Annotated in this window: 22 protein-coding genes and 1 tRNA gene; 12 read left to right on the plus strand and 11 right to left on the minus strand. The window is 36.4% G+C overall.

All coding sequences use genetic code 11. From position 1 onward, the window contains the following. From GX311_05170 to GX311_05195, 6 genes are all read left to right on the plus strand, one after another. Window positions 1–2,766, plus strand: a 2,766-nt coding sequence (locus tag GX311_05170; GenBank protein ID NLK15771.1) for a M6 family metalloprotease domain-containing protein, incomplete at its 5' end; no start/stop codon positions are given. A gap of 264 nt (window positions 2,767–3,030) precedes the next feature. Continuing rightward, the gene (locus GX311_05175; protein NLK15772.1) at window positions 3,031–3,819 is read left to right on the plus strand and encodes a DUF3147 family protein; all 789 of its coding nucleotides are present in this window, start codon (window positions 3,031–3,033) and stop codon (window positions 3,817–3,819) included. Continuing rightward, window positions 3,819–4,274, plus strand: a complete 456-nt coding sequence (locus tag GX311_05180; protein NLK15773.1) for a nucleoside deaminase — start codon at window positions 3,819–3,821, stop codon at window positions 4,272–4,274. The genes GX311_05175 and GX311_05180 overlap by 1 nt, the downstream gene beginning before the upstream one ends. Before the next feature lie 29 nt (window positions 4,275–4,303). Beyond that, window positions 4,304–5,545 (plus strand): glycosyltransferase family 4 protein, encoded by a 1,242-nt coding sequence (locus GX311_05185; GenBank protein NLK15774.1) that lies wholly within the window; start codon window positions 4,304–4,306, stop codon window positions 5,543–5,545. Next, window positions 5,542–6,633 carry a glycosyltransferase family 4 protein gene (locus GX311_05190; GenBank protein ID NLK15775.1) on the plus strand — a complete coding sequence of 364 codons (1,092 nt, stop codon included), beginning with the start codon at window positions 5,542–5,544 and terminating at the stop codon, window positions 6,631–6,633. The genes GX311_05185 and GX311_05190 overlap by 4 nt, the downstream gene beginning before the upstream one ends. A 100-nt stretch (window positions 6,634–6,733) precedes the next feature. Continuing rightward, window positions 6,734–7,324, plus strand: a complete 591-nt coding sequence (locus GX311_05195; GenBank protein ID NLK15776.1) for an RICIN domain-containing protein — start codon at window positions 6,734–6,736, stop codon at window positions 7,322–7,324. Window positions 7,325–7,657: 333 nt separating this feature from the next. Here the strand turns inward: GX311_05195 and GX311_05200 are convergent, their stop codons facing one another. The 4 genes from GX311_05200 to GX311_05215 all read right to left on the minus strand — a co-directional run bounded on the left by GX311_05200 (window position 7,658) and on the right by GX311_05215 (window position 13,270). Further along, on the minus strand, window positions 7,658–8,221 hold the full coding sequence (locus GX311_05200; protein ID NLK15777.1) for a 5-formyltetrahydrofolate cyclo-ligase: 564 nt from the start codon (window positions 8,219–8,221) through the stop codon (window positions 7,658–7,660). A gap of 37 nt (window positions 8,222–8,258) precedes the next feature. Then, window positions 8,259–9,272, minus strand: a complete 1,014-nt coding sequence (locus tag GX311_05205; GenBank protein ID NLK15778.1) for a hypothetical protein — start codon at window positions 9,270–9,272, stop codon at window positions 8,259–8,261. 177 nt (window positions 9,273–9,449) lie between these two features. After that, window positions 9,450–11,987 (minus strand): hypothetical protein, encoded by a 2,538-nt coding sequence (locus GX311_05210; protein NLK15779.1) that lies wholly within the window; start codon window positions 11,985–11,987, stop codon window positions 9,450–9,452. Between the two features lie 140 nt (window positions 11,988–12,127). Continuing rightward, on the minus strand, window positions 12,128–13,270 hold the full coding sequence (locus tag GX311_05215; protein ID NLK15780.1) for a helix-turn-helix transcriptional regulator: 1,143 nt from the start codon (window positions 13,268–13,270) through the stop codon (window positions 12,128–12,130). A gap of 176 nt (window positions 13,271–13,446) precedes the next feature. Here GX311_05215 and GX311_05220 point away from each other — a divergent pair, with 176 nt between their 5' ends. Together GX311_05220 and GX311_05225 are read left to right on the plus strand one after the other, a co-directional pair. After that, entirely contained in the window at window positions 13,447–14,115 is a 669-nt protein-coding gene (locus GX311_05220; GenBank protein ID NLK15781.1) for an outer membrane beta-barrel protein, read from the plus strand. Window positions 14,116–14,214: 99 nt separating this feature from the next. After that, complete coding sequence (locus GX311_05225; GenBank protein ID NLK15782.1) at window positions 14,215–15,870, plus strand: NAD+ synthase; 1,656 nt, start codon at window positions 14,215–14,217, stop codon at window positions 15,868–15,870. Window positions 15,871–15,886: 16 nt separating this feature from the next. Here the strand turns inward: GX311_05225 and upp are convergent, their stop codons facing one another. The 7 genes from upp to GX311_05260 form a co-directional block, all read right to left on the minus strand. Then, entirely contained in the window at window positions 15,887–16,540 is a 654-nt protein-coding gene (upp, locus tag GX311_05230; GenBank protein NLK15783.1) for a uracil phosphoribosyltransferase, read from the minus strand. A gap of 30 nt (window positions 16,541–16,570) precedes the next feature. Further along, window positions 16,571–17,269 carry a DNA repair protein RadC gene (gene radC, locus GX311_05235; protein ID NLK15784.1) on the minus strand — a complete coding sequence of 233 codons (699 nt, stop codon included), beginning with the start codon at window positions 17,267–17,269 and terminating at the stop codon, window positions 16,571–16,573. Between the two features lie 83 nt (window positions 17,270–17,352). Then, the gene (locus tag GX311_05240; GenBank protein NLK15785.1) at window positions 17,353–17,604 is read right to left on the minus strand and encodes a 30S ribosomal protein S20; all 252 of its coding nucleotides are present in this window, start codon (window positions 17,602–17,604) and stop codon (window positions 17,353–17,355) included. A 30-nt stretch (window positions 17,605–17,634) separates the two neighbouring features. Beyond that, window positions 17,635–17,706, minus strand: a tRNA-Glu gene (locus tag GX311_05245). 136 nt (window positions 17,707–17,842) lie between these two features. Beyond that, window positions 17,843–18,475 (minus strand): 16S rRNA (guanine(527)-N(7))-methyltransferase RsmG, encoded by a 633-nt coding sequence (rsmG, locus tag GX311_05250; protein ID NLK15786.1) that lies wholly within the window; start codon window positions 18,473–18,475, stop codon window positions 17,843–17,845. After that, window positions 18,475–19,086, minus strand: a complete 612-nt coding sequence (locus GX311_05255; GenBank protein ID NLK15787.1) for a sigma-70 family RNA polymerase sigma factor — start codon at window positions 19,084–19,086, stop codon at window positions 18,475–18,477. The genes rsmG and GX311_05255 overlap by 1 nt, the downstream gene beginning before the upstream one ends. Next, window positions 19,077–20,228 (minus strand): glycosyltransferase, encoded by a 1,152-nt coding sequence (locus GX311_05260; GenBank protein NLK15788.1) that lies wholly within the window; start codon window positions 20,226–20,228, stop codon window positions 19,077–19,079. Before GX311_05260 ends, GX311_05255 begins: the two co-directional genes overlap by 10 nt. Window positions 20,229–20,356: 128 nt before the next feature. On the opposite strand from GX311_05260, the gene pgeF reads away from it, so the two are divergent. The 4 genes from pgeF to GX311_05280 all read left to right on the plus strand — a co-directional run bounded on the left by pgeF (window position 20,357) and on the right by GX311_05280 (window position 25,549). Continuing rightward, window positions 20,357–21,151 carry a peptidoglycan editing factor PgeF gene (pgeF, locus tag GX311_05265; GenBank protein NLK15789.1) on the plus strand — a complete coding sequence of 265 codons (795 nt, stop codon included), beginning with the start codon at window positions 20,357–20,359 and terminating at the stop codon, window positions 21,149–21,151. Window positions 21,152–21,477: 326 nt separating this feature from the next. Then, on the plus strand, window positions 21,478–23,466 hold the full coding sequence (locus tag GX311_05270) for an oligopeptide transporter, OPT family (GenBank protein NLK15790.1): 1,989 nt from the start codon (window positions 21,478–21,480) through the stop codon (window positions 23,464–23,466). 145 nt (window positions 23,467–23,611) lie between these two features. Beyond that, window positions 23,612–24,850, plus strand: coding sequence for a peptidase T (gene pepT, locus GX311_05275; protein ID NLK15791.1), 1,239 nt, complete (start codon window positions 23,612–23,614; stop codon window positions 24,848–24,850). A 48-nt stretch (window positions 24,851–24,898) separates the two neighbouring features. Then, the gene (locus GX311_05280) at window positions 24,899–25,549 is read left to right on the plus strand and encodes a hypothetical protein (protein ID NLK15792.1); all 651 of its coding nucleotides are present in this window, start codon (window positions 24,899–24,901) and stop codon (window positions 25,547–25,549) included. Window positions 25,550–25,611: the final 62 nt, after the last annotated feature.

A 25,611-nucleotide genomic window follows, 5' to 3' on the forward strand; every position in this document is an offset into this window, starting at 1 on the left:
AATATAGGTGTTATATGTCACGAATTTGGACACGTTTTGGGTGCCCCTGACTATTATGACACCGATTATGAAACAGGCGGTCAATACTCCGGAACAGGTGACTGGGATATGATGGCAGGTGGTTCATGGAATAATAATGGAGCCACACCAGCACACCATAACGGATACACAAAAACCAAAGTATATAATTGGGCGCCAGCTGTTGTTTTAAATCAACCTGCTTCGGTTACAATTGAACATGCAGCATATAGCACAACAAGCTTTTACCAAATAAATACAACAACCACAAATGAATATTTTTTAATTGAAAATCGCCAAAAACAAGGATTTGATACATATATACCTGGTAATGGTATGATTATTTACCATGTTCACTCAGGTGTAAACCAAGTTGGTAATAAAATTAATGCAACACACCCACAAAGGATGTATCCTGTTTGTGCTTCAGCAACAATGGATCCAACATCAAATCCATCATCATACGGAAATATTAACAGTCAAGGTTGCGCTTGGCCCTATAGTGAAAAAACTTCATTTACTGACCAGACTCTCCCAAGCTCTAAATCTTGGGCTGGCAACAATACAAACAAACCAATAACCAATATAACAAGAGATTATATAGAAAAAACTGTTTCTTTTGATTTTATGGGAGGAGAGGGTAATCCTACCATATTCGAGGCAACGGCTCTCAATGGTTCTGAAATTCAATTAGTATGGGACCATACTACTGTAAATTATATGGTTTTAGCGTACAGTCCAACAGGAGTGTTTGGAACTCCTGCAAATGGCACTAACTATACAGTAGGCAGTACAATTCCAGGCGGAGGCGTAGTGATTTATGCCGGAACAAACACATCATTTATACATCAAAATCTAAACGCGTCAACTGCGCACTACTATAAAATTTGGGCACGTAAAAACAATGTTCCGGAATATTCAAGGGGAAAAAAAGCTTTTGCATACACTGACTGCAATAAGGTTAACCGTTTCCCATTTGTTGAAAACTTCGGAAGCAAATCTTGTCCTCCATGCTTTACAATAGTTGACAGCATAGGTAACAGTAAAGTATGGTTATTTGACAATCCCAGAAACAGACCTTTTGAATCGACAACAGGAGCCAACGGATTTGCAATTTTAGATAGCGAATACTATGGATCGGAAAGTTCTCAAAATTCACAGATGATAACCGGCTTATTCGACTTTAGCGAATATGAAACGGTAAATGTATCATTTGAACATTTTTACAGACATAGAAACAGCACCGCCAGATTTTTCTATAGCACAGACGGAGGAGAAACATATCAACAAATAGCTGCTTATACATCTACAGTTGGGTCGTTTTCATCTCCAGCCACAGCTTCATTTAACCTATCATCACAACTGTCAGGACAAAGTAATGTTAGGTTTAAATGGAGTTATACTGCAGATTTTGGAATATACTGGTGCATTGACGATTTTACGATAATGGCACAAGATCGCAAAGCCATGTCGATAAAGCATTTAAATCAAACGTATGAAAATGGAGGAAAAGTAGTTGACTACGCAACTGTTAATGTTGGAAGTTCAAAAAACTACAGCTTCTACATTCATTCCATAGGCGATTTACCATTAACTGTATCAAACCCAACTGTTAATTCAAGCAAATATACGATTACTACTAACCCTGCATCGACAATCCAACCGGGAGACAGTTCACTGTTTGTTGTAAAATATCAACCCACATCAGCCGGAACTGATACTGTAGTTGTAACAATTAACAACAATACACCCATTAACAACCCATACAGATTTACACTTAAATCAAACGTTGCCAACCAATTTAACGCAACATTTACAATTAACGATGGTCTTGACCCCGTTGAAGGAGTATTAATTGCACTTACCGGTTATGGTTCGCAAACAACCAACTCAAACGGACAAACTACATTCAACAATGTGCAAGCAGGTGTTGATATTTCGTTTACAGCTTCCAAAACAGGGCATATAACTACAACTGGAACAATTAAATTGATTGATGCCAACACTAATTTTACAGTCACTGTCCCAAGAACAGATGTTGATATTACTTTCCATTTAAAAAATGAAACTGGAGGAAATGTAATGAATGCTAGGGTATCAGTTGAAGGATATGGTCAACAAACCACATCCGGAGGTAAAGCTACATTTACTTTGCCACCACTTACCAATGTTGACTTTACTTGCTCTGCTACTAATTACGTAACCTATACTGGAACCATAAATACAGGTACAGCTGACCGAACCGAAGTGATAGTAATGGAAAGAGTAACTTATACTGTAACAGTAAATGTTAATTCAACAACTGGAGAGCCTATAGAAGGGGCGCTGGTAATTCTTGGATCATATCCAGATTACTATACTAATGCGGAAGGCGTTGCTGTTATTACAGGTGTTTTACCTACAAACTCTATTAATCTTTGGGTGGGTAAAGAGGGATGCGATACTCACACATCTACAATTAAAGTTACAGGAGACTGCACAATTGACGTGTCACTTGTTGGTATTGAAAATGACGTATTTGGAGAAATTCAAATATTCCCAATTCCAACATCAGGTATTTTACAAATTAATAATATTGGAGTACCTGCAAATTATAATTTGGTTGATATAAGTGGAAGAGTTTTATTAAGCGGAACCCTTCAAACAGGAGATAATTTAATAAACCTTGGACAACTAAATTCCGGTATTTATCATATTACACTGATATCAGACGGAATGCATAAAACTTATAAGGTAGTAAAACAATAGAGTTACTAACAGAAAAACGGAGGAGATTTTCCTCCGTTTTTTTTATTATTAAAAAGTAAAACCATCAAAAAAAAATAATAACATAGCCAAATAAATAATTGTAAAAAGTTGGCTTTGTTATATCTTTGGGCTTTTATACCGATTGGACAGCTACTATAGTCCAAACTTCACTATTGTTTGTTTGGACTATGTATCTGTAACATCGGTATTTACAATTGTAAAATTTTAAAAAGATTGAACTATTTTAAAATTACAATTGGTATTATGAGCACCGTTGTTTATAACGTTATTCTTTCTTTTATAATTGCCGGCGTCTGGATCTCGGTTTCAACATGGATTGCAGAGCGTCTTGGAACTAAATTGGGTGGGGTGCTAGCACTACTTCCAAGCACTATTTTGGTTTCATTGCTGTTTGTAGCTATTACTGTCGGCAAGGAGTATGCAGCTAATGCTGCATTGTCAGCTCCTTTGGGAATGGCGTTAAATTGTATTTTTTTAACGGTCTTTGTGTTCACTTTAAACAAAGGCTTAGTAAAAGCTACAATCATTTCGTTAATTGTGTGGATATGCTGTGCACTGTTTTTCCAACAACTTAATATTCAGTCGGTTGTTGTTACTACCACTATATTTATTGTGATAATGTCAACCACTTACTTTATCTTAGAACATGTTGCAAAAATAAAATCGGTAGCAAAACGGGAACAAAAGTTCCGAATTTCTCTGATACTGTACAGAGCTATTTTTGCAGGCTCGGTTGTTGGTACGACGGTAATTATTAGCCAATTTGCCTCACACTTCTGGACAGGCATTTTTAGTACATTCCCCGCAGTTATGCTCACAAGTATGGTTATTTTAACACGCTCTCAAGGGAAAGATTTTGCACGTGCCACCGCAAAAACCATGATTCTTGCAAGTGGAAATATCGTTGTTTTCGCTTTCGGAGTCAACTATTTATATAAAATAACAAACATTGCCCTTGCTACTTTTCTTTCTTTTATCTTTGCTGTTGTTTATATTTTGATTTTAATGCCACTACTAATTCGTTCTAAGTAATGTTTGATGATACTTATTTTATGAAAGCTGCTTTTCGCGAAGCCCTGAAAGCATACGAGGCTGACGAAATACCCATAGGTGCTGTTATAGTAGCCAACAATCGTATAATTGGCAAAGGACATAACCAAACACAAAAACTAAAAGATGTTACGGCGCATGCCGAAATTATTGCAATATCATCGGCGACAGAGGCTCTTGGAGCCAAATATTTAGAGGATTGTACTCTTTATGTTACTTTAGAACCGTGCGTTATGTGCGCTGGTGCTCTTTTTTGGACTAAAATAGAGCGCGTTGTCTTTGGTGCTCCCGACACAAAATTTGGAAGTAGTAAATTTGGTAATTTATATCATCCTAAAACCATTGTTAAAGGAAATGTAATGGCTGATGACTGCGCAGACCTTATTAAAGATTTTTTTCAGAAAAAGAGAGGAACGTCACAATCTAATAAATTTTAACTGCCAAACGTATTATCTTATAATTGAACATGATAAATACTAATAACGGAAAACGCATAGTTTATTTAACCTACGACGGACTGACCGATTCTCTCGGACAATCGCAGATTATCCCCTATTTAAAAGAGTTGTCGAAATTAAACAACAAAATTACCATTATTAGTGCAGAAAAGAATGAGGCTTTTTTAAGAAAAAGAGAGGAGATACAATCCTATCTTGAACAAAACAATATTACCTGGATACCAATAAAATACACAAAAAAACCACCTGTACTCTCTACAATAAACGATATTTACAAATTCGCAAAAGAATTAAAAAAAATATATATAAATGAGGGGTTTGATATAGTACACTGCAGAAGCTACATTACATCAATTGTTGGGTTAAAATTCAAAAAAAGATATGGAGTAAAATTTATTTTCGATATGCGAGGGTTTTGGGCTGACGAACGTATAGATGGCAATATCTGGAGTTTATCAAATCCATTATACCGTTTGGTTTACAAATACTTTAAAAGAAGAGAGAGAGAGTTTTTAACAAATGCCGACCACGTTGTAAGTCTTACAAACAATGCGATAGAAACTATAAACAGTAGCTTTGACATTAAAGTTTTAGATACAGATTATTCTGTTATTCCATGCTGCGCCGATCTTGACCATTTTCAAAAAACAGATAAAAACGAAACGGACAGAGCTACTTGGAGAAAAAAGTTAGGGATTAAACAAGACGCTTTTGTATTAACATATCTAGGTTCGCTAGGAACGTGGTATTTAACTGAAGAGATGGTTAAATTCTTTAAAATATTGGTAACAAAATTTTGTCCGGATTCTGTTTTCTTAGTTGTTACACACGATAACATAGAGATAATACACAAATCGGCAATTATACATCAAATATCGTTAGATTTAATCAAAACGTTACATGCCGATAGAAGCCAATTGCCTGAAATTCTTTCTGTTAGTGATGCAGCTGTCAGCTTTATAAAACCTTCGTTTAGCAAAAAAGCGTCGTCTCCTACTAAATTAGCCGAGCTATTCGGACTAGGAATACCTGTTTTTAGCAATATTGGAGTTGGTGATATCGAAGAGTATTACAGAACGATAAAATCGTTAATAGTCAAAGATTTTGAATACGAAACGCTTTATGACGTTTGGGACAATTACTTTTCTTCAGGCAAGGTTGATGAAAAAGTCTTGGTTGATATCGCACACAAATACTTTTCTTTAAATTTGGGGGTTGAGAGATATAATAATATTTATCGTAGCTTATGAAAAAGAGACGTATTCTATATTTAGTTCCTCACAGAATGGGACGTTCGCCGGGGCAACGCTTTCGTTGTGAGCATTTTATTCCCTTTTTAGAGGAGTCGGGATACGAAATAACATACTCAAATATTCTTAGCACATGGGACGATAAACACTTTTATAGCCATAGAAACTATATCATAAAGCTATTCATTGTTATAAAAAGTTTTATAAAACGCATTCGTGATATTATTCGCGTAAAAAATTATGATGCTGTTTTCATTTATCGCGAGGCATTTATGTTGGGAACCGTATTTTTCGAACGAACTATAAAATGGCTAAAAGTGCCAATTATATTCGATTTCGACGATAGCATTTGGCTGAACGATACATCACAAGGAAATCAGAGTTTAAGGTGGCTGAAACGCCCATCGAAAACTGCCGATATTTGTAAACTTGCCACAACAGTTATTGTAGGTAACTCATATTTAGCACAATATGCTAAACAGTATGCTAAAAACGTATTTATCATACCCACTACAATCGACACTGACTATCATAAACCAATGGAAAAAACCATTGAAAACAAAGATTCGGTTATTATAGGCTGGACGGGAACAAGCACAACACTGAAACATTTAGCCACAATCCAATCTACACTATCAGACTTAAAAAAGAGATATGGTGATAAAGTAAAGTTTAAAATAATTGCCGACTTATCTCCTGAAATTGAGGGTGTTGAGTTCGAGTTTGTAAAATGGAACCTTGAGAACGAAATTGAACAACTTTCACATTTTGATATTGGTATAATGCCCCTACCCGACAATCAGTGGGCCCGTGGCAAGTGCGGGTTTAAAGGTCTTCAGTATATGGCATTGGAAATACCTTCGGTAATGTCACCAGTAGGCGTTAACAACGACATTATCACAAATGGTAAAAATGGTTATTTGGCATCAACAGATCAAGAGTGGTTTAACATTTTAAGTATGCTTATCGAAAATCCTGAGCTAAGATTGAAGATAGGCAAAGAGGGAAGAAAAACAGTTTTTGAAAAATTTTCGGTAAAAAACAATAATCTTAACTACCTAAAAATTGTCGATGGTACAACAAAATAGGCATTTCGTAAAAATAACAAGCTCATTAGCACTGTTTTACAAAAAAATATGCCAAATTTGTACATAGTACAATGCAAGAACCATTTATAATTTATTACAAATGTCCTTTACCGTTTTAGTCTCTTTTCTACTTTTATTTACAGGCGTGGGTGAAAAAATCGCTTACGACAACTCGGGGCTAATTACGACCTACAGTGTAGGAGATAAAGCTCCTACTGGACAGTATTTTTACATTGTATCGTCAATGGCTGTCGATAGCACATCTGAAAATGTGGAAATTGACAGTATTTCTAAGAACCTTATGTTAAGTAGCGCATTTTATAATCCGCAATCCGATTCTGTTTTTCGTTTCGACAAAGACCCGTACGAACTGTATTACAAAATACTTCTTGGACGCTCTTACCAAAGCGCTATTGACGTAACAACAAACACATTACAACCTTGTCAGAGTTTATCGGTAAATAAGATTAATTACGGTAGCGGACAACATTTTTACCTAAAGCATATGGGAAACGGTCGTTATAAAATATATCACTGCTCGGGAAAAATAGTGACGATAAGCCTTAATAAAACCAATAATAGCTCAAATGCCATTCTAACTGATGATACAGATTCTCCTGAAAGTGAATGGATTTTTGTTGATTCTGGTACTCTCGAAATTTACAAGCCGCTTTTAGCAATTATAAAGTAAAAGGTACAAGGAAAAAGTACTTTCACCTTGCTCCTTTTACCTTGTTCCTTGCAAATTGCTTTCACTCCAAGGTAACACTTGCGCTACACTTCGTTCCTGACGCTCGTTTCCTCCATAAACTAAAGTCTTGGTCCTGTAAGTGCTGTAATAGGATACTTGTCAATCAATTGTTCTATTGAATCTTTTATTTTGCGAGAAACTAACATAATAGACTCTTTTTAAGGTTATTTATACCTCAAAGATAAAAGAGAATTTTAAATTTACAGGGGAATTATTTTAAAATTACAGGAAGATTATTTTAAAATTACAGGAAACTCAATAGTAGTTAATTTCTTATTGAAAAAAACCTTCTGGCGAACAAACCCCATCTAATTTAACGTCGTGTGGCTCTGACGGTACATCATCAACAATTTGATGGCTAAAGCAAACGCCTATTTTAGTAGCATTCGGTATTTGCGTCAGAAACTTATCATAAAACCCTTTACCACGCCCCATTCTATTACCTTTTTTATCGAACGCCATTCCCGGGACAACAACAAAATCTATTTTATCGTACTCTTTAAACTCTTCGCCAACTGGTTCAAAGATACCAAAAACAGGTTCGGCAACCATTTTATCTTTACCTTCAAAACTGCGTAGAACAAGGTTGTCGCCAACCACTACGGGGAGCAATACCTTTTTTGTATTTTTCACTGATTCAATAAATTCAGTGGTATTTAGCTCACTCTCCATTGACCAATAAAAGACAACTGTTTTAGCGTTTACAAACTTTTCGTACTGCGAAAGAATACTCCACACTCTCTTTGATTGAATTAATCGTTGTTCTGTTGACAACTCCTTAGTAGCTATGCGAATTTCCCTTCGAAGAGCTTTCTTTTGTTCTAAAATTTTTGTCATTGTTACTATTATACAGATAAGCTACTATACGGTCATGCTAATTAGGCGAATAGCCCGACTCAATTAATATTTGATGATGATCGTTCATTTCTAGTAATTCATTAACTGTCACATTTGGATGTTTTTTCATATAGCTTCGCACAATTTGCCATCCTATCCAACATCCTATTCTTCCCGGACTATCATCTCCGAATACTGCAACAAATGGCGCATCATCAGTATATTTTTTAATCTCTCGTAAGTCGGTGTTGAATAGTAGTTTTTTATCTAAGATGTACGCCCACATATGTTTCTCGCTCTTTTTTGCCCAAATAATATCATTTTCGTTAAAGCTTATTTTCAGATGGTCAGGATATTTAGGGAAGGCGGCATCCATAAGGTACAATATTTTACCGTGATAAATCATAACGTTTGCCATATTGTAAACCGAATCAAGATTTTCAAACTCAGTATAAGCCCAGTTACGCACGACTTCAACAGGAAGCAATTCAGGATTAGAACGTTTCCTCATATATCGGGGTACTGAAACGCGTTCATAGAAAATACTATTTTGCCCAAGAAACTTGTCTAAGGAAATTGTAATAGCACTGTCAGTCATTAGTATAGACTCGTTAAATCCTGATACAACGGTATAAATTTCCGGAACTAGGAAATCGGGTATATAGTGTTTAATATATGAAAATGCTTTTTCTATTTCATTTTTTTGTTTTGAAAAATCGCCATATACAACTTTGATTGAATCATAGCTTTCGCGTATTTCGGGGTTTCTCAAAAACAGTTGCAAATAGTCAACAAAATTTCTCGTTTCAGGACCTCCCACACGAGCAATGCGTCTCATGAAAATATCAAATATATCGGGATATTCGACATAAAACTTATCAATAGTTGACACAACAGTCTCATAATCAGGCTCAAACATTGCAGAATCGAGCCTTGTAACGTTAATTTCTACTTTATCGTTTAATTTAATATCAAAAGGGTTGTTATCACACGAAAATAGTGTAAACAAGCATATAAAAGCAATAATAGTTTTAAGCGAAATTGACTTCATGTTTTTAAGTTAAAAATTAACAGTAGTCAGGTTGTTCTACAAAGAAACTAAAAAAAATTAAAATTTTCATTTACTTACGGCTTTAATAAAGTGCGGATGTCAGAAAACAAGAAACGCCTTTCTTAGGTTATACCCTTGAAAAGCGTTTCCGGCTTTTAAAATAGAATAAAGAAATAGCTATTTGGTTTTTAACTGTTCATTGACTGTTTTCAACTCTTCAAAAAGTTTATCTATTAGCTCTTTTTGCTCTTTAATTGCACCTTTTAACTCTTCTATGGTCTCGTTTTGCTCTTTATTCATTTCATTTAGAGATTTGTTTTCTGCATTTAGTTCTTTAATAGCTTCTACTAACACTGGTGTTAGTGTTGCATACTCAATGCTATAGTATATTTCGTTACCTTGTTCATCTTTTCCACCACCGTTCACGATTTCAGGTAACACCTCTTTTACCTCTTGTGCAATAAAACCCACATTGCGTCCGGGGCGGTGGTTGGTTTCATCTTTCCAATTAAAGGTTACGCCTTGCAATTTAAGCACACTTTGTAGTGCATCCTCTAAGGGTTTAATATTGGTTTTTAAACGTTTATCGCTATCCAGTAGCCATGCTTGTGTACCTCCTGCTATACCATCTACTTTAAGTCTCCAATTTCCCGGGTTTACAGTGTTAATACCCACGTAGCCACCCATAATTGCCATGGTATTGAGGGTGTTAATTACTGGAGGTGTTGAGTTATAACTTAATCCTATACCGAATGAACCTTCTTTTGCTGCTTTAATAGAAATGCCCATTGCTGTACTAAACTGTCCGCTTGCTGTGGTTTGATAACCAATTGCAGTACTAATCTGTCCACTTGCTATGTTATTTCGCCCCATTGCAGTGCTAGCCTCTCCACTTGCAGTATTTTGATAACCCATTACTGTGCTATTCTCTCCACTTGCTGTGGTTTCACGACCCATTGCTGTGCTAGTCTTTTTGTTCGCTTGGGTTGCATAACCCATTGCAGTGCTAAAATCTCCACTTGCTGTGGTTTCACGACCCATTGCTGTGCTAGCCTCTCCGCTGGATTTATTTCCAGCACCCATTGCAATGCTCCACGTTCCACTGGCTTTGTTAGTACTACCCATTGTAGTGCTCCACCACCCGCTGGCTTCATTTGCGGCACCCATTGCTAATGCAAAATTATTAGATGCCACACTCTTAAATCCCATTGCAATGCTACCTTTGCCTTCTGCCTTAGTTCCATTTCCTATAGCAAATGAAAAGTCGCCAGTTGCTTCGGGTGCACCTGCTTCTCCCCAAGCATATTGCCCATCACTACCTGCGGGTGCTGCACTACCGAAGGCAAAACTTCTCTGTCCTGTGGCTTTAGCCCCACGCCCAAAAGCGTAGCTTTCAATACCACCTGCGAAAGCCTTTTCTCCAAGAGCAAATGAATTGGTATTGGTTGACTTGGCTTCATTACCAATAGCGGTAGAGTTTGTGCCTGAAGCCACAGCTTTATAGCCCAATGCCTGAGAATAGTCGCCCTGAGCCTGACTCTCATAACCGCTCGAAAAGGAGTTTTCACCAACAGAATCGACACTTAACACATACAGGCGTCCTGCCATAAAGGCATTTTTTTGTGGATACCACAATACTCGGTTTTGATTGGTAATGGTATCTGGTACTGTAGATGTGTTTATATCAAAATAGTTTTTACCCTCACCTTTTGCGGTTGAGCGTCCTCCTACTGTAAAACGTCCACTGCTGCCGTCGCCTGTTTCTTCGCTAACATATATTTTTGTGCTATCAACTGTGGCAACAAAGATGTTTTTTACTGGAAGCCCTTTACCTGAAGAGAGTCCACCAATAGCGAAACCACCTTTCCCAGCTTTAGTAGAATCGGTGCTTATGTATATACGTGCGCTATCCCGGTCTATGAAAAACAGGTCTTGAGTAACCTCCTTACCTGAAGAGAGTCCTCCGATAGCAAATCCTCCCTTCCCTGCTTTGCCTTGATTTTCGCGCAACAGAACTCTTACACTGTCGGGTGTAACTCTAAAGAACTTATTGTCGTTATTTTTGTATGAAGATAGTCCACCAATAGCAAAGCCACCTTTTCCGGCCTTGGCATTGTTGGTATCGTCAACATTAATTCGTACACCCGCTTGATATACACCAAAAACCACTTGTCCCAATTTGTTTTTAACTTCAAATATTGGATCATTATCTCCGGCTGTAGAATCGCTTATTACTTCTACGTTTGGGTTTACGTTAAATGATTTTACGTCTGTTAATTGTGAGTCTCCTGACCATACAGCTATTTTTCCTGCAGTTCCTGTTCCCGTAACGGCATTTGTTGCATGCAAAGCATAAGGAACAGCCATAATAGGAGATGTTCCCATAGAAACAAAATTGTTATCAACCTTTAACTCAATGCTAATCAATATTGTTTCGCTCTCCCATGGTATGTCAGTAAAGTTGCCTGATAAAGCCTCGCCCTGCCCTATTACTAAACTAACTATACCAAAATTGTTGGTAGTACTGTTTTGTGTTTCAGAGTAATATACGGTATTGCTGCTTTGTCCAATGAGGCTTATACGTAAAGTAACCTCTTGATTATGAAGCGTAGCACCATCTTGTTTTTGTATGGCGGCTTGGTAGTTAAAACCTTGTTGTTGTGCTGTTGCAAATAGTGTTATGCTTAACAGCAATGATAAAAACAAATGTTTCATATAATTAGAAGTTAGAAATTTGAAGTTTATTTTCGCAGATATTGAGATATTTAGATGCAAAAAGACTTTGTAAAAATATAGGAAACTATATCGTTTGAAGTGGCTAAACAACAAAAATTAGTGGCTAAACAACAAAACACCTAATTTGATAAGTTTTTTTGTTTCCAAACAGAGGGTTGAACTCCCTCTTTGGCTTTAAACTGACGAAAAAATGTGCTTGTATCGGCATAGCCCAGACGAGAGGCAAGCTCTGTCATTGTTATTTTTGAATCGTCAGTTATGATAAGCTTTGCCTCCTCTATTCTCAAAATATTAATCCACTGACGGAATGTAATACCCTTTTCTGTGTTGAAGTAGGATGATATGTAGGTGCGATTTGTGCCCAAGAACTTAGCCAAGTCGTCCATTGTAATGCCCGACTTTAAAAAATGCTTTTCTGCTATCCATTGCTCTATAGATGTATCACTATTGGTATGAAGCATATCTTGGTAACTCGTGAGTCCAGTCACGGTGTTAGGTGCCGAAAACGATTGTTCATATTTGGTTTTTTCAGTCATTGGCATTTCTATTATTTCGAACTGCCATGGATAGTTAAGAAGTCTTATACCGAAAAATGTGTAAAAACAGAGCGAAGTTAGATTGAAAATAGTTTCGTTAACAACACTACAATAATAAGTAACAAACAAGGCAAACGTCCCTATAAAAAGAGCAGCAAAAAAGGCTACTTTAATCCAATGCATGCGGGCCGTAACATCGTCTGAATAGAAGTTATCCATGATAATTCTGAATTGACGAAAGTGGCGCAAAAAACGAACAGTAAAATAGCCAAGGGCTATAAAATATATCACAGTAAGTACAAACACAACTGCTTCTGTTGCCTTTTTAGGTAGTAGTAAATAGCTTAATATGGCTACGGTTATGTAAATAACCAATGCAACTACCTGATATTTAACTATTTTAGAATTAATCTTTTTGGTGTCAAGAAGAAGCATAGTCGAATGAGTAAAGATAAACGCTTGCGTTATTGCAACTGTCAGGTTTATAACTTGCGAAAACAATATATCTCGGGAACCGACGATTGTTGTACCACTTAACTGCACCAATAATTCTGGTAACGAGCCAACAGCAACTGCCAAATATGCCACTGTTAATATTCGTTTTACGATACGATAATTTCGCAACGTAGCCTTATTTTCATTAAATTGCGTAAGAAAAAGCAATCCAAAAATAGAAGTCGCGATAAACAGTGCTGTAAGTGAATTATAATATATTAAAGTGCTCATCGAACTATCATATGTTTCTAAATCCTGTATGCTACTTTCAATACTTTTATCAATCTAAATACAAAAATAAAAAAATGAGTTGTAGTTTTAAATTTTACCAACAAAATTTATTATCAAAAAACATTATCTTTGTTTTTTGTATTATGCAGATTAACAACAATCTAAACTACTTGTAAATGAAAAAGATACTTATAGCATTTCTAATTTTCACATCAATTTCAGTCTATTCACAAGAGAAAAAACTCTCTTTTGGTATAGATATTATTCCTTCAGTAAACTGGACAGCTACTAATACCAAAGATGCTAAAAACGACGGTGTTTCTGCTGGAATATCTTATGGGGCAAATCTTACAGCATTAAGAGGACAAAATTGGGGCTTTCTTACAGGCGTTCGAATGTCACACCTGAATTTTAATGTTAAATACAACTATCTGTTTGGTTTCCAGACATATGACTCGCTCTATTCTTCCATAAGTTCGGGCTCTTCTGTAGAATACAAAATGCAACAAATAGAGGTCCCGCTTGGTTTTTCATTTCGTTCACGTGAAATAGGATACACAACCATAACAGGTGAAGTTGGTGTTATACCTGCTTACTGCATTAAAACAAAAGTTAATATCAACAGCGCTAATGTTAGTAGAGAAACTGCAAAAAATGAAATATCAATGTTTTCAGCCGGATACTTTCTAGGAGGAGGAGTATTATATAGCTTGGGTGGCAGTACTGCTATTAAAGCAATGCTTTCATTTTCAAGTGGTTTGACAGATTTGACTACTGATAAAAACAGCAAAGAAGATCACGTTTACTATTACAGATTAGGCTTAACTTTAGGGATAATTTTTTAATTGCCAATAGCTTATTATTAAGCAATAGTAACTAACAAAATCTTAATAACGGGACATAATTGTCAAGATTTTACTTTAGAACAGATTAATAACAACAATATGAAGATTGTTTTATCACAAATAAATACTCATGTTGGAAATTTTGAGTTGAACACTCAAAAAATAATCGAAGCTATCGAAAATGCTAAGATAAAAAAAGCTGATTTGGTTATTTTTCCAGAGCTATCTGTTTGCGGGTATCCTCCCAAAGATTTACTAAAAAGCAGGGGATTCATAGAAAAGTCTCAAAAAGCAATAAACGATATTTTACTACATACTACAAATATTGCTGCAATTATTGGTGCTCCTTCAATATCCAACAGTAAAAAAGATAACAAAAGACTATATAACTCCGCTTATGTTTTAGACAACGGCATAATAAAACACATAATACACAAAACTGCTCTTTCAAATTATGATGTATTTGATGGGTGCCGATATTTTAACTCAAACAAAAATTTTAATATTGTTGATATAAAAGGAATTCCAATTGCTATTACAATAAGTGATGACATTTCATGCGGTATGTCTTTATTCGACCCTTACAGAAATATAGAACACTGTACAAACAATCCGCTTGAAGAATTAAAGAAGTTAAATCCTTCACTTATAGTAAATATTTCGGCAAAGCCATTTTCGTATTTACAGGAAAACAGAAAAATAGAGATGTTTCGACAAATAGTTTCAAAATACAACATTCCGCTGATAAACGTAAACTTAGTTGGAGGTAATGGCGACTTGATTTTTAATGGAGAGTCATTAGTTTTAAATCAAGATTTAAAAGTTGCGGCACAGTTAAAGAGTTTCTCGGAGGATACACTAATTTTTGATTTTTCGAATATCCACAAAACCATTATAACACCCTCCCTCCAAACAGATTCTTTAATAAAAATCAAAGAGGCTTTAATTTTAGGTATCAGAGATTTTTTTGCTAAGAACAGTTTTTCTAAAGCCTTGATTGGACTCTCTGGTGGCTTAGATTCAGCTGTTGTGGCTGCTTTGGCAACAGAGGCTTTGGGTAATAATAATGTTATTGGAGTGTTGATGCCTTCGGAATTTAGTTCCGACCATTCGGTTGTAGATGCAATGCAACTGGCAAAAAATTTGGATATTGAATATCATCAAATACATATAAACTCACTTTTTGACAGTTATCGCAAAACCTTGCAACCAATTTTCAGAGATTTACCTTTTGGGCTAGCCGAAGAAAATCTGCAAGCACGTATTAGAGGGACATTATTAATGGCTATCAGCAATAAATTTGGACACATAGTTTTAAATTGCAGTAATAAAAGTGAATTTGCAGTCGGATATTCAACCATGTACGGCGATTCGGTCGGGGCGATATCAGTTATCGGAGATGTTTACAAAACTGACGTCTATTCGTTGGCGAAACTAATTAACTTTAAACAAACAATAATTCCAAACAATATCATAACAAAGCCACCATCGGCAGAATTACGCCCCAATCAAAAGGATACTGATAGTTTACCTGATTACGATGTGTTAGATAAAATTTTGTTCAATTATATTGAGAAGCAAATGTCTGAGTATGATATTGTTGATTTAGGTTTTGACGCAGATGTTGTAAAAAAGGTAATTCGATTGGTAAACAGTTCGGAATACAAGCGTTTGCAAGCTCCTCCAATACTTCGGGTATCTTCCAAAGCTTTTGGCTTCGGACGCAGGTTTCCTATTGTATCAAAACTAGATTAGTCCTCCTATCTAGCTATTAGTTTTTACTACCATAAGCCAAGTCCCCTGCATCGCCTAATCCGGGCACTATATAAGATTTTGATGTGAGTTCATCGTCAACAACTCCAACCCAAAGAGTTACATTTTTGTTACTTAAGTGTCGTTGAACATACTCGACTCCCTCTTTCGAGGCGATTATTGCAGCAATATGAACATGCAACGGTGTTCCACTTTTCAATAACGCATTATAAGACAAAACCATACTAGCGCCGGTAGCAAGCATAGCATCGCATAAAATCACGGTCTTACCATCAAGCGAGGGTGTAGATATGTGCTCAAAGCTGATTGTAAAAGAACCGTCTGGCTCGTAAGACCTATAGGCTGATATAAAAGCGTTCTCGGCTTTGTCAAAAATATCTAACATACCTTGATGTTGCGGTAATCCAGCCCTTAATATTGTTGCAAGAACTGGCTGCGCTTTTAAAACAGGAACTGAAGCCTGTCCTAAAGATGTTTGTGTCATGCGGTCGGTATATTCCAATGTTTTGCTTATTTCATAAGCCATAATACTGCCTATACGTCTCATATTATTTCTAAAGCGCATGCTATCTTTTTGAATATCAATATCTCGCAATTCTGCCATATATTGATTAAATACCGAGCTATAAGAGCATAAAAGTTTTATTTCCATAATTTTCTGAACTAAAGTTTACATTAATTCCTATAACAAGTTTTTTTCTGAGAAACTAACAAAAGTACTGTCAGTTACTATTATATGATCGTGTAAAACAATGTCTAACGTTTGCGCTGCCGATTTAATTCGTTGTGTTATTTTTTTGTCAGGTTCGCTAATTACTGTGCTACCTGATGGGTGATTATGACAAACTATTATTGATACAGCATTATCAGCCAACACTCTTTGAAAGATAACTCTTAAATCAACAGTTGTTGAAGTGAGCCCTCCTTGCGAAATCTTATACTTCGATATTATTTGGTTTGATGCGGATAGACACAATATCCAAAACTCCTCATGTTTAACTCCTATTAATGTTGGGAGAATTGCTCTGTAGGCATCTTCGGGGGAGTGTACAAATGTTGGAGTTTTCTCGCCTTTTGAGGCTACATAACGTCTTGCCAATTCAATAGCTGCCATTATGGTAACCGATTTTGCTTCTCCTACTCCTTTAAATTTCTGTAAATCAGCAATTGATGCTCCGAAAAACTCTGACAAATCATCGTTGTAAGCTTTCATTATCCGCTTTGACAAATCAACAGCACTCTCTGTGATACTTCCTGAACCTAATAAAATTGCCAACAACTCGGCATTGCTGAGTTCTCTACTTCCTTTTAATAGGAGTTTCTCACGCGGTCTATCTTCGAGTGCCCATTGATTAATTGACAATTTTTTGGAGTTGCTCATGTAAAAGAGTAGGTTTAATTTCCCAAAGCTACAAAAAAAGGGATAACTAAACAGTTATCCCTTTGAAATTTATTGTATATCTATTACAGTTTATTTACAAACAGAGTCAATTTCGACTTTAAGTTCGAAGCTTTATTGTCGTGTATAATGCCTCTTTTTGACAAACGGTCAACAAGCGATACAACTTTTGGTAGAGCTTCTTGTGCTTCTTTCTTGTCTGTCATGGCACGTAATTTTTTAATTGCATTACGTGTAGTTCTTGCATAGTAGCGATTATACAATCTTCTTCTTTCAGTCTGACGAACTCTTTTCTTAGCTGACTTATGATTTGCCATAATACTTTTCTCCTTAATATGTTGAATTTGTAGCCCGTAGGGGAATCGAACCCCTGCTACCAGAATGAAAATCTGGCGTCCTAACCGCTAGACGAACGGGCCTTGCTTTTTTAAGAAACACTACTTTGTTTCTTTTGCGGTTGCAAAGGTAGTTATATTTTCCTGGTTACAAAATTTTTTTACACTTTTTTTCTCATAAAATAGCGGTGTTCAATTAATAAAGTCCAATGAACAATTACTAGTAATTGGTTGTAATTTGAATATAGACTATTCGCTTTTCTTTAAAAAACTCTTCTTTAAAGAAGTCTGTAATTTCGTAAATTTCGCTGTATTGCTTGATTTTATCGAGTTCATGTCTAAAATCTCCTCCTTTAAGATATAGTATTCCGTTGGGAATTGAATTTCTGTCACGCGGTGAGAGCAAATGTTGTGTAAATCCAATAAATTGCGGAATATCTGTTACTGCTCTGCTAACAACAAAATCGAATTTCTTTTTGATGTTTTCGGAACGTGATTGTACAGCTGTAACATTATTTAGCCCTAACTCCTTAGCAACCTCTTTTACTACGGTTATTTTTTTCCCTATACTATCAATCAGATGGAACCCAACATTGGGAAACATTATAGCAAGCGGTATCCCCGGGAAGCCTCCGCCTGTGCCAACATCAATAATTTTAGTGCCGTTAACGAATTTGATAAGCTTGGCTATTGATAGTGAATGAAGTACATGTCGTTCGTATAGGTTTTCTATATCTTTTCTTGAGATAACATTAATCTTCTCGTTCCAATCGGTGTAGAGTGGCTGCAGTTGCTTAAACTGCTCAATTTGAACGGGTTGTAAATCGGGAAAATAGTTTAAAATCTGGTTCATCAAATACTCTGTTTTTTATCGCGAAGTATGTTGTATAAAAGTTCCTTAGCTCTAAATAGTTGAGCTTTAACGGTTCCTATGGGCATATTCATTATTTCGGCAATCTCTTCATAACTGTGCTCTTCAAAATATCTTAACTCTATTAGCTTGCTATACTTGGGTTTTAACTCTTTAACAATAGAACGTAAGATATTTGCCTTTTGTTTGTTTATCAGTAAGCCTTCGGGGTTTAAATCTGGTGTTTCGACCTGTATATATCTGTGATTTCCATCTTCCCATCTGTCATCTTGGCTCACTCCAGCAATTCGGGTATGCTCTTTTTTACGGCGTATAAAATCAATACAATGGTTAGAAGCGATTCTGAATAACCAAGTGCTAAAAGCATAGTACGGAGAATATTTGTCGATATTTTGGAAAACTTTTGCAAATGTTTCGATGGTTAAATCTTCCGCATCTGTCTGATTATTAACCATTTTACAGAGCATAAAATAGACAGAATCCTTGTATCGTCTTAACAAAATGGCAAACGCTTTTTCATCGCCCTTTTGAACTTGCAAAACCAGCTCGTAATCTTCTCGTGCCCTTTGTGACAAACCGGGATTTATCTCCATGGAATTGACCTTTTTCTGAATCTGTTTGACAACATCATTCCAAAGGTAAATAGTGGTAAGATAATATCGAAAATAGGTGCCAATAACCAAATTCCTTTCTCGTTTAACTTCCTCATATTGAGCTTTAGAATGGTCATAAATACGATAAATCGTAGCAAAGAGAGTGCCAATGCTACTAAACACCATTCTTCCACGAAATACAATGGTATTGGTGCAAACCAAACAATCAAACGAGTAAAAGGCTCGAATGCCAACAGGAACTTGTCTCTTTTTTTATACATTGCCGATGCACGCAAATGACGACCTTTTTGATTTCTCCATCTTTTAAAGGTTTCAGGCGCTTTTGATATTGTATGTGCATCAGGGTGTATTTCAATTGTACAATTATTTCTGTTGGCAGCAGCGTTAATCAATAGATCATCATCTCCAGATTCAATATGAGAGTGTTTCGAAAATCCTCCTTGAGCATCATATACGCTTCGCTTATATGCCAAGTTTCTGCCCACTCCCATATATGGAAGTCCCGACAAAGCCATACCAAGATATTGTTGCCCAATAAAGAATGTGTCATATCTAATGATACGGTTGAGAAATCCTTTTTGTGGCTTATATTTACCATAGCCAAGCACTATATCGTAACCTGCATTAAAATGATATGCCATTCTTGTAATCCAATTTTGCGAAGCTGGATAACAATCTGCATCGGTTAGTAATAATTTATCACTTTTTGCACCTTTAATGCCAACTGTCAGCGCAAGTTTTTTCCCGTGGGTAAATTTATCATCTTTAACTATCACTGTGTATCTCAAACAACTGTACTCTTTTACAAGATTTTTCATCAAATCAAGTGAGCCGTCAATGCAAGCATCGAGAATTATGAAAACCTCGTAATTTGAATAGTTTTGCGATACGAGTTTGGGAAGATTATCAATTAAATTCTGCTCCTCGTTACGAGCACAAATTACCACAGAAACATCTCTGTTTATATCTTCAGTTTTTTTGTGCCTATGTAGTGTTACTCTGAAATAGACAAAAAAGTAGTAAATAAGCTGAATAAAGACAGCCACAGCGACAATAAAGAACAAATAGAGGCTCCAGTTTTGCGTAAGTAGCTGTTTATTAATATTTAATAAGTCGAACATAATTCCTGTGAATTAATTTACAATTTTATCAAAGATTTTTGAAGTTACAAAGCAAAATTGCATTCAATAATTAATAACGAAGTATCTTTGTTTATCTAATAAAATATTACTTTACTAAAAAACAACGTATGATCTTTTTTGACACACCTATCAGCTATTTCAAATTTGAAAACCTTAGCAAGTTCTCAGACCGAATTGTCCATTTTATTACAACACGAAACCATTTGAATGACAACAACTTCAGCATCGGACTTAATGATTTCATACCCAACAATAAGGTTATAGACAACAGAAAGGCACTTGCTAATCAATTTAATTTAGAACTGAACAACTTTGTTTTTGCAAATCAAATACATAGCGACAAAATAGCATTAATAACTGATATTCACAAGGGTTTAGGAACAATTAACCGCGAAACTGCAATTGCCGACACCGATGCTATGATTACCCATTACCCGAATATCTGCATTATGTCTCAATCAGCCGATTGTGTTCCTATTCTTTTTTACGATCCTGTGAAAAACGTTATAGCTGCAGCCCACGCTGGATGGAAAGGGACAATTGCCAGAATTGCCGAAAATGTGGTAAAATATTTCGTTGAAAAATATAACTCCAATCCTTCAGATTTAGTTGTCGGAATTGGTCCTTGCATTGGAACGTGTTGCTACGAAGTTGGAGAGGAAGTGATTGAACAAGCCAAATCATCGTTAAAAAATGCAGATGGGTTATTTACTGTAATCCCAAAATTTAAAAACCCTGTATTTGACTTAGTAAAAGCTAATTACAATATTTTGATAGAATTGGGCTTGAACCCCAAAAACATTGAAACAGCCAATATTTGCACAAAGTGCAATAACGAGATGTTTTTCTCTGCACGTGCAGGCGATAGGGGGCGCTTTGGAGCATTCATATTGCTACGCTGAAAATTTAAATTTAGAATTGGTAATTGTAAATGGCGTTTCGACACTTCGCTAGTTATTGAGATAGTTGCACACTTTACAAACATTTAACTACTGATATTGAACCATTAAGAAGTTAAGGTATATTAAGAAGAGGAGACGGAGCATGCTCCGTCTCTACAACACCTTAACATTCAGTTTATTATTCATTGCACACTACGGCTACGCTAAGTGTATCGCACTGTTAATTGCACATTGTTAATTGCTAATTGCTTTCAGCTTTTAACTTTTTTTCGTAGGTTTGGGCTTTTAATTTTTGAAATGTAGTTAAACACAAAATCAATTTTAATATGTCAGACGAACAAACCGAAAAAATCAAGGGTCTTCCCGACAATGCTTACACCGAGTTGAAGGAAGGTGAAGAGTATCAACCCGTAATGTCGCCCTATAAAGATGTACCTGAGGTAAACTTATGGTCGGTATCCATAGGGCTTTTAATGGCTATTCTGTTTTCTGCAGCGGCAGCTTATCTGGGATTAAAAATCGGACAAGTGTTCGAAGCAGCTATCCCAATTGCAATTATTGCTGTGGGATTGTCAACAGCATTTAAACGCAAAGGCTCTTTGGGGGAAAACGTTATTATTCAGAGTATTGGAGCCAGTTCGGGCGTTATTGTTGCTGGTGCAATTTTCACATTGCCTGCCCTTTATATTTTGGGTTTGAACGCCGAGTTTTACAAAGTGTTTCTATCATCGCTTATTGGAGGTGTTTTAGGTATTCTTTTTTTAATTCCATTCCGCAAGTACTTTGTTTCCGATATGCACGGAAAACTTCCTTTCCCCGAAGCCACCGCCACAACTGAGGTGCTTATTTCGGGCGAAAAAGGTGGAAGCCAAGCTAAGTTATTGGTTATCAGTATGCTTATTGGAGGGATTTACGACTTTATAATCGCAACTTTTGGATGGTGGAGCGAGGTTATTACAACCCGCGTAACCGAATTTGGAGCGCAATTAGCAGAAAAAGCAAAATTAGTGTTCAAACTCAATGTTGGTGCAGCAGTTATGGGACTTGGCTATATAATTGGATTACGCTACACAGCCATTATTGCAGCAGGTTCTTTCCTTGCTTGGTTAGTTCTTATTCCAATTATAAGTTATTTGGCTCCTGGAATGACAGTGCCCGTTGGTTTTAATGTTTCGGAGGTACTTTCGACAATGTCAGCCGAAGAGATATTTACTAATTATATACGTCCTGTAGGTATCGGAGGTATTGCTATGGCAGGTATTATTGGCATAATAAATTCATCGAATATAATTAAAAAAGCTTTTGGATTGGCTGCTTCTGAGTTGTTCAAAAAAGATAAATCAGTAGCAAAAGAGGAGCTGCGTACACGTCGTGATATCTCTATGAAGATTATTGCTATCGGTACACTAATTACAATTATTGCAATGTTTATATTCTTCTACTTTGGAATTCTACACAACCTAACACAAACGATTGTAGCTGTTTTGATAGTTATGATAATTGCATTTCTGTTTACCACAGTTGCAGCTAACGCAATTGCAATTGTAGGCTCAAACCCAGTTTCAGGAATGACTTTGATGACATTGATTATTGCTTCAATAGTACTTACATCAGTTGGATTATCGGGAGAATCGGGAATGGTTGCAGCTCTAATAATCGGAGGTGTGGTTTGTACAGCACTATCAATGGCTGGCGGATTTATATCCGACTTAAAAGTTGGATATTGGTTAGGATCATCTCCATACAAACAACAGACATGGAAATTCTTAGGAACTTTGGTTTCTGCCGCTACCGTTGGTGGAGTAATCATTTTATTAAATAAAACTTACGGTTTTACTGGCGAAGGAGCCTTAGTTGCACCACAAGCAAACGCTATGGCAGCTGTGATAGAGCCAATGATGAGCGGAAATCCTGCTCCATGGTTACTTTACGTGGCTGGTGCTTTTCTTGCACTAATTCTGACTTTGATAAAAATTCCTGCATTAGCATTTGCTTTGGGAATGTTCTTGCCCATGGAACTTACAGCACCACTACTTGTTGGTGGTGTGATAGCTCACATTGTATCAACAAGAAGTAAAGATGCTGCTGTGAACAAATCACGCAAAGAGCGCGGAACGCTTATAGCATCAGGATTTATCGCAGGAGGAGCTTTAATGGGAGTTGTTAGCGCAATATTAAAATTTGGTGGTATTGACCTTATCAATGAAGCGTGGGCAAAATCAAACAGCGCCGAAATCCTTGGGTTTGTAATGTTTATAGGACTTTGCGGATATTTAATTTGGGAGTCTTTGAGAGCTAAACCCGAAGTTGAATAAAAAATGCGGTGCCTCATAAGTGCCCAACTGCTGCGTTGCTTTCGATATTCGGGCTCAGTGCCTTGCATTTGGACACTTCTGAGACACCTTGCAACTTTTCAGTTGAATGTTTTTTAACAGCTATTACATTAAAGATTAAACAATTATGATAAATAAACAATCACTTATCGACCGTTTTTTACGGTATGTAAAAATTGATACACAAAGTGACCCTACGGTTACCGACAAATTTCCGAGCACAGAAAAGCAACTTAATCTATCGAACCTCTTGGTTAAAGAACTGAAAGAGATGGGATTATCGGACGTTTCGATTGATAAATATGGATACGTTATGGCTACCATTCCTGCAAACGTCACCCACGAAGTCCCCACAATCGGATTTTTGGCGCACGTTGACACTGCCCCCGATATGTCAGGCAAAGATGTCGCTCCCAGATTTATCGAAAACTACGATGGTAAGGATATCGTACTAAACAAAGAGATGGGCGTAACCCTGTCGGTAAAAGATTTTCCAGAACTAAACAACTATAAAGGTCAAACACTTATCGTAACAGACGGAACAACCCTTTTGGGTGCAGACGATAAAGCCGGAATTGCCGAGATAATGAGTGCTGTGGAGTATATAATGAAAAACAAGGATTTCAAACACGGCACTATCAAAATCGGATTTACTGTTGACGAAGAGGTAGGACGAGGAGTCGATCATTTTAACGTTAAACGCTTTGCCGCCGACTATGCATATACCTTAGATGGTGGAGCAATTGGCGAAATTGAGTACGAAAACTTTAATGCTGCCGGAGCAACAATAACCATACAGGGAAAAAATATCCACCCGGGTTACGCAAAAGACAAGATGATTAACTCAATGCAAGTTGCACACGAGTTTAACGCTATGCTACCGCCTCAACAACGCCCCGAACACACAGCAGGCTACGAGGGATTTTATCATCTGATTGGAATTAATGGAGAAGTTGAAAACACCACGCTACAATATATTGTACGCGACCACGACCGCAACATTTTCGAAGCACGTAAAAAGGCGATGCAGGATATAACAGCCTATCTGAACAATAAGTATGGCGAAAAGGTTGTAACACTCAACCTTACCGACCAATATTACAATATGCGCGAAAAGGTAGAGCCTGTGTATCACGTTGTTGAGCTTGCAACAAAAGCTATGGAAGCGGTAAACGTTAAACCCAAAATAAAACCAATACGTGGTGGCACCGATGGTGCGCGACTGTCGTATATGGGACTCCCCTGCCCTAACCTGTTTGCAGGTGGCGAGAACTTTCACGGACGATATGAATACGTTGCAGTAGAGAGCATGATTAAAGCTACCGAAGTGATATTGAAGATTATTGAGCTTTACGCTAAGAAGTAGTTGTGGCCAATACAAAAATGAGATTGCAAACTTAAAAACCAACTAAAAATGAGAAAGATAGTTTTAGGATTAATAGGATTTTTATTTACAATCTTTTCATCTGGACAAGAATTGACGGTTGATGTAGAAGTTGACACATTGAAAGTTATTAAAACTGTTGAAATACCGACTAAAGAAATATGTTTTGAAATTCCTTATGGAAAAGTATTTATCAGTAAAGCATCTATAATTGAATTATGGGATAATGAACTCGCATTATGGAAGGCTGAACTTGATAAAGCCTCACAAAATAAGGATTGGCAGATTGAGGATTATAAAAAATCAAAGTCGTACCTTGAATTTGTAAAAAGGCAGGAGAGGTTATTTTTAAAATATTTTAGTGACGATCACTATTCCCTAACTCAACAATTTGAGGAACGCAGACCAGAAACAGATACATTGTATCATATGGAGCAACATTTAAAAGAGATTGTTTGCAATCTTCTTAATATTGGTGAATTTGAAGTACATATTGAAAACAAGAGGATTGAAAATGTCATTAAAGCAGAAGTTAGACGATCAACATATTATAATGAGACAATTTCAACGGAATATATAATTAATGATTCAATATATTTTTGGGTTTGTCCGCCGATAATACATTCTGATTTTGATGTAGAACCTGAAGACTTTCATATCTCCAAACCTCCAAAAGATTGATATCAAAAATTAATAAGACACTTGCTACAACACACTACAACTAACAGTGGCATTGATTTCAA

This window comes from Bacteroidales bacterium, assembly GCA_012519055.1.
GTDB lineage: Bacteria > Bacteroidota > Bacteroidia > Bacteroidales > Salinivirgaceae > JAAYQU01.